Raw genomic sequence first — 5,053 nt, forward strand, 5'->3', positions numbered from 1 at the left:
CTTCACGGCCTTTCCCCGATAGAATATCGGGAAAAGGCCGTGGCATAATACTCTTTTTATTACTGTCTACTTGACAGGGAGATGACCAATATAGGCTCTTTTTTCTTTATATATAGGATAGGACATGTATCTAATCCTCGTGGGACAAATCAAAATAGAGAACGGAAGGAATTATATGAACAAAAAAGAATTAAAATTAAAGCTACTGCAAGGTCTAGGTGAAGAGTTAAAAGAAGACGGTTATAAGATTAGGATTACACAACAAGACCTGGTGAAAAAATTTGATAAAGGAAAAATAGGTATACATTTAGCCTTTATCAATCACCTAGAAGATTTTGATGTGACGGTGGATGTGGGAATTCGTTTTGATGAATTAGAAAATATGAAAAATCAATGGGCTGACGGTTTAACAATTAGAGAGAAAAAGGAGACCTATACAATTGGAGTTGATTTAGGGAATTTAGTCTATAGAGAGCAAAAAAGGTGGCGTGTTGAAAAGGAAGAAGATATTTTACCTGTTACTATGGATATTTTAAAAGAAGTTAAGGAATACTTCATTCCATATATTGATAAGTATGTAGATATGGAAAATGTATTTGATTTATGTGTAAGAGATGATGATGAGGCTGGATTAATAGGGACAATATTTGATGGGACGCGAGCACAAAATGCTATTGGATTAGCCTTGTTATTAAATAAAGAAGAGATATTAGAACAAATCATTGAGAAAAAGAGAGAGTATTTAAAGACGAGGGATAAATTTGAATTGGAGTTATTTGAAAACTTTCTTTCTAATATGAATCTAGGATAAACAAGGTTAGTTATTCATTTTCGTGATTATAGTGGGGTTAATTGTTTATATCTGGTTTTTCTGGTTGGAAAAACATTAAACTCTAGATTTTCTATTAATCATAAATATTGGTAGCCCCTAGAAGGAAACATTTGACGTTTTTATGATTAGATATAAACTTCGAATGTAACTTATAGGGGTTTTTATTTACAGGTTTTATAATACTGGAAAGCCCATATCGAATTTTAGCCGGTTTGAGATAGTGCCTGCGAGTGATGATGGTGCACTGTAACCTTGAGCAGTAGCGATAGACTTAGCCTTTGGAAGCAAAAACCCCACAGAGTCTAGTCAACTTACCTTTTTAAAAAGTGTATCAAAGAATTATTTATTTGAGCTCAATTATATTATGTGAAATAGGAGTGAGAATCTTGTTCCAAACAATAATTTACGATAAAGCTAAATATCATTATGAAGGAGATTTCCCACAAGAATTACCGATGGAGCAAGCATTTGTACATACTGGAATGTTCTTAGGTTGGATTATTGATAATAATTTATTTAGTGATGAATTTTTAGAAGAGACCGAAGAGGAAATTAATAAATTTAAGCTTAGAAAAATGACTGGGACTCAAGTTTATATGTTCTGGGATGGGGTTTTAAGCGATGACATGTTAAATGATGAAGGGAATCAATTTGCAATAGATTATTTTGATTTTGAAAAAGGTTTATATTTAGATGATTATGATGATGTATTTTTAGAGTGTGATACATTATATCAAGTGCAAGATACTTGGGAAAATTACTTTAAATTAAAAGAAGTGATCGATATTAGGTATACAGAATGGAAAAAACTTAAAAATAACGGGTAAAGAGGACTTTAAGTAATGGAATATTTTTTGTTCCAAATGAAGGTTTATTATATGCTATAGAAAAGGGGAGAAATAATGAAATTCCCAAAAGATGAAGATGGACAAGTATTAAATATGTTATACAAGCAAGGTATAGATTTTAATAAAAAACATATAGTAGATTTCTTTATTGCAATTCCTGATCAAGGTAATGGAGAAAAAATAATTGGCAGACTACAAGAGCTGGGCTTAAATTGTGAATTAGATTATAATGAAGAATTTGAAGATTGGACGTGTACTTGTTCTAAAGAAATGTTCTTAATTTATGAGGATATTGTAGAGATGCAAAAGGAATTGAATAAACTAGGTGAAGAGTTTGGTGGATATACAGATGGTTGGGGTGCATTTGTGTAATATTGAATTTATTTATCGTGATAAAATAAATTAGACGAAGTAAAGAAACTATTTACGGAAAGAAGGGCTTATATAAGTTCTTCTTTCTTTGTATATATTAAGATATCTTAGTGATAGAAACGTATATGATATGTGGGCGGGGGCTACTGGTAAAAGCCCAATTGGTAAGGGCTAATTAAAGTTTCACTTTATATAGGTTTTGAGAGAGTAAGATATATTGTTTGTAGCGGAGATCTTGAAGGAAGGGAGCGTGTGATAATTGGCAATGACGGATGAACAATTCGAAAATTATCTTGTTATGTGTTATGACAAATTAGAAAGTAAACAGCAAAAATTCATTTCAGATTATAATATCTATAACTTTGATGAGTATTGGTATGATCAAGATCAATGTATATTACAGTTTAAAAAAAATGGTCAAGTATTACTTGAATTTAGTGTTGTTTTTATAGGTTCTTGGTCTGAAAAGAGTAACAGTTGGATGTGGTCTTGGGCTAATGAGAATGTGGCTGATTATGCAAGAAGTAAGTCTAACTGTTTGAAAGATTTACAAAAGATTACAGGAAGTGAGGTTTTTATAAATCCACTTTTTGAATGCGATCAAGAAATGGCGTATGAGCTAGCAGCCTTTTCCATTAAATATTTAGATGCAGAAGGAGTGTATATAGCACCAGGTGAGAGAAGTGATGTATTTATGGCTGTTATGTCACCGTGTGCGTTGTGAGTAGAGCATATTAAAAATATAGATAAGGTAGAATGAAAAAGGAGTACAGTTTAATAAATTAATAAAAGGTATCATAGGTCCTCGATGCATGGTGATAAATTTAAAGGAGTGAATTATATTGCTTGAAGTAAAGTTTTACGATTGGAAAAAAAACGTCCTAAAAAACATTATTTGCTTGTACATGAAATTAGAATTTTTGAGCTAATTTTCTCAAAGAAAGTTAGCGAGTTTGAGATGGGATTAAGAGAGATTGAAAAAGTAACTGTCTTTTGTTTAGCTAACGAAAACACTGATATTTCATATGAAGTGAATAGAGCTTTGGGTGAAATTCGTATATATGTTCCATATGATTTTATGGACTTTTTAGCATTAAATTCAGTTGAAGAGAAATACAAAGAGTTTTGCAAATTAGTACGCCAATATGTTGTCCCTGGACTTGAAGAAAACTATACTCTTTCATCATCTGTTGTGAAAGGGTATATAGAGGAATCTTTAGATGAAATTGTGAAGCAAAACTATGAAGGAATATTTTTAGTTGGGAAGACACCTAAGAAAAGCCCAAGCCGTAAGAGGATAGCGATATTAAAAGGAATTCATCGTGTTAAAGGTTTCCAACTACGATGTGAAGTGTATGATGAAAAGGGATTAAAGATTCGAGATCAACTATTGGTGGAAGAGGTAGGGAATGAAATGGTATATTCTAGATTCTTAGGGACATTAAAATGGGAAAGTGAAAATCTAATAGTAGTTCAATCTAAATCCAGTAGTTGGAAAGAAGAAATCTATCTTTAATAACAAGGTTGTATAGTAGAAAGAGGGTTGTAGAGCATAAATGAATTTTTTTCGAAAAAATAAATTAAGTGACATTCAGAAAAAGTACTATGAACATTTTGGAGAGCCGATTCAATTTGTTAATTATTATAGCCGCGGATCGGTTATGTATTTTCAAACGGATGATAGGCTTTATTATGTTAATTTACTGAATGTATGAGGTGATAAATGTGAATGAACGTCTAAAGAAAATTGCAATGTTAAGAGAAAAGGTAGAGGAAAAGGCTACTAGAGAAAAGTTTTTAATGTTATGTCCGTCTATAAAAGAATTTGAGATTATTAGCGGGAAGAAAATTGCTTCATTAGTAAACTTTTTAATTGATGAAACACCGAATCCTATCAAAGTTATGAGTGAATTAAATGCTGAACAAGTTATCAATGAAATAAAAGAATTTGAACGTGAATTAACTAGTTTATTGTCTAAGAAGATTATTGTATGGTATGCACATGAAAATTGGGACTTTGGTGTGCAATTAGAATTAGAAGATTTCATGTTATATACAAAAGAAGTATTACATTTCATTGGATATGACGATGCTCAAAGAGGATTAATTTATTCTAGCCTTATTGTAGTAGATGAAGCAATGAGGAGTGCTTTTTCTTTTCTAAAGAATGAGTATAATGTCGAGATAGTACTATGGAAAGAAAGCTGAGTGTATTAGAGTGTTTTAAAACAAATTGGATGAATGGTTGAATTTATTATTGGAAGAAGTGGTGCGTGGTTTAGTGTGATAGAAAGAAAAAGAGAGTCTTCAAGGGATATGTATAAGAGAGTAAAGGAGAGGAAATATGTCTTTTTATAAAAAGGAAATAAAAGGGGATAAATTGATTATAAGTGACGAAAGCATTGATATTTTAATGGATGCTTTTCAAAATAAAGGTGAAGAGATGCCTAAAAATATATCATGGAATTTCATAGCGACGGTATTACTCGCGGGATCTTATTATGAATAAGTAAAAAAACGAAGAGTCTAAATAGTCCCTTCGTTTTTTTACTTATTTTTTCTCTACTAACTTTTTATTCTTCCAATCTAGTGTAAATGATTTATTAAATGTTTTTTGATCAACGTCTTTTACGTTGTTTCCAACCCAGTTTGCAGTTCCGAATGTGTAGCCTGGACGAAGTTGGTAGTCGTCGGCGTGTTTTGTATAAGCGACTTGTAAGTTAGATTGATCTGTATTTTTTTCAGAGATAACAACAGCAATCATACCAGGAGAGAAACCACTATTTGTTAATGCTGGAAGTTGATCCATCGGTATTAAATTACCTTTTGCATCAGATTCATATAGGTATGTGCGAGAGTACATAAACAGTTGGTTTCCGTATAAAGAATGGTAGGAATCACGTGTGTAAATACCCCATTGCTATCAAGCTAACAAAACAAAAAACCCCCTAAAATGAAAAAATACGCTATTCTTTTTGTAGAATCATAGGAAAGGATGGCG

The 5,053-nt window shown here is 31.7% G+C and carries 7 protein-coding genes and 1 pseudogene; 7 read left to right on the plus strand and 1 reads right to left on the minus strand.

Annotated elements, in window-relative coordinates:
• Window positions 1-175: 175 nt before the first annotated feature.
• From MR169_RS27720 to MR169_RS27750, 7 genes are all read left to right on the plus strand, one after another.
• A complete protein-coding gene (locus MR169_RS27720; RefSeq protein WP_001034373.1) occupies window positions 176-811 on the plus strand; it encodes a hypothetical protein in 636 nt (211 codons plus the stop codon).
• A 407-nt stretch (window positions 812-1,218) separates the two neighbouring features.
• Window positions 1,219-1,659 carry a DUF7832 domain-containing protein gene (locus tag MR169_RS27725; protein ID WP_000487868.1) on the plus strand — a complete coding sequence of 147 codons (441 nt, stop codon included), beginning with the start codon at window positions 1,219-1,221 and terminating at the stop codon, window positions 1,657-1,659.
• A 75-nt stretch (window positions 1,660-1,734) separates the two neighbouring features.
• Window positions 1,735-2,052, plus strand: a complete 318-nt coding sequence (locus tag MR169_RS27730) for a ribonuclease E inhibitor RraB (RefSeq protein ID WP_000671650.1) — start codon at window positions 1,735-1,737, stop codon at window positions 2,050-2,052.
• 259 nt (window positions 2,053-2,311) lie between these two features.
• The gene (locus MR169_RS27735; protein ID WP_001251760.1) at window positions 2,312-2,776 is read left to right on the plus strand and encodes a DUF6882 domain-containing protein; all 465 of its coding nucleotides are present in this window, start codon (window positions 2,312-2,314) and stop codon (window positions 2,774-2,776) included.
• A 234-nt stretch (window positions 2,777-3,010) separates the two neighbouring features.
• A complete protein-coding gene (locus tag MR169_RS27740; protein ID WP_001999281.1) occupies window positions 3,011-3,568 on the plus strand; it encodes a hypothetical protein in 558 nt (185 codons plus the stop codon).
• A 209-nt stretch (window positions 3,569-3,777) separates the two neighbouring features.
• Window positions 3,778-4,260: a hypothetical protein gene (locus MR169_RS27745; protein ID WP_001005736.1), complete on the plus strand. Its 483-nt coding sequence runs from the start codon at window positions 3,778-3,780 to the stop codon at window positions 4,258-4,260.
• 136 nt (window positions 4,261-4,396) lie between these two features.
• Window positions 4,397-4,561 (plus strand): hypothetical protein, encoded by a 165-nt coding sequence (locus MR169_RS27750; protein WP_000011711.1) that lies wholly within the window; start codon window positions 4,397-4,399, stop codon window positions 4,559-4,561.
• 42 nt (window positions 4,562-4,603) lie between these two features.
• Here the strand turns inward: MR169_RS27750 and cytK2 are convergent.
• Window positions 4,604-4,969, minus strand: a pseudogene (cytK2, locus tag MR169_RS27755) (beta-channel forming cytolysin CytK2); the annotation flags it as partial.
• Window positions 4,970-5,053 lie beyond the last annotated feature (84 nt).

Source organism: Bacillus cereus group sp. BfR-BA-01349 (genome assembly GCF_022663795.1).
Classification (GTDB): Bacteria; Bacillota; Bacilli; order Bacillales; family Bacillaceae_G; genus Bacillus_A; species Bacillus_A cereus.

What these genes read in the sequence shown, in the direction of transcription:
- MR169_RS27720 (WP_001034373.1), top strand. Translation starts at nt 176, where the DNA reads ATGAACAAAAAAGAATTAAAATTAAAGCTACTGCAAGGTCTAGGTGAA.
- MR169_RS27730 (WP_000671650.1), top strand. Translation starts at nt 1,735, where the DNA reads ATGAAATTCCCAAAAGATGAAGATGGACAAGTATTAAATATGTTATAC.
- MR169_RS27740 (WP_001999281.1), top strand. Translation starts at nt 3,011, where the DNA reads ATGGGATTAAGAGAGATTGAAAAAGTAACTGTCTTTTGTTTAGCTAAC.
- MR169_RS27750 (WP_000011711.1), top strand. Translation starts at nt 4,397, where the DNA reads ATGTCTTTTTATAAAAAGGAAATAAAAGGGGATAAATTGATTATAAGT.